A 495-nucleotide genomic window follows, 5' to 3' on the forward strand; every position below is an offset into this window, starting at 1 on the left:
CATCCAGACGATCCAGCGCGTCATGCGTCACAAAGACCCCATGACAACGATGCGCTACCTCGAAGCGAATCTGTCGTCAGCGGTCCATGCTCAAGCGTCAATTGCTCGACTCGCCGGCCTGCAATGCGAATCGAAACATGGTGGCGAAGAAGTGGCGAACGACCTTGAGCAAACCCCCGTGGAATATGGCCCGCACAAATAGCCTGAGTTGTCCGTACGCAATGGCGAGATCGAGGGCCTCAGAAGGGCTGTTCGACCATCCGGCCCCCCGGTTTGACGCCTTACAAATCGTCAGGGTCCCTCTGTGGCCCTTCGTGCACTGCGCGGACGATAACCCCCGAGTTCTCTGCAGCTGTGAAGTTTTGAAATTTGCTTAACAGAATGGCTCATAGCGAAACTCTATCGCTTAACAGAAACGGCTCGCGCCCTTTCCCGGCAAGCCCTTTCGGTTGTTAAGCGAGGACAAGATCCACTTAACAGAAGTGTTAAGCAAAT

General features: G+C 54.7%; 1 pseudogene. It reads left to right on the plus strand.

Annotated features, from left to right (window positions below):
• Positions 1-202, plus strand: a pseudogene (locus FQ755_RS37790) (site-specific integrase); the annotation flags it as partial.
• Positions 203-495 lie beyond the last annotated feature (293 nt).

Origin of the sequence: Paraburkholderia sp. BCC1885 (assembly GCF_900996235.1) — a bacterium.
Classification (GTDB): domain Bacteria; phylum Pseudomonadota; class Gammaproteobacteria; order Burkholderiales; family Burkholderiaceae; genus Paraburkholderia.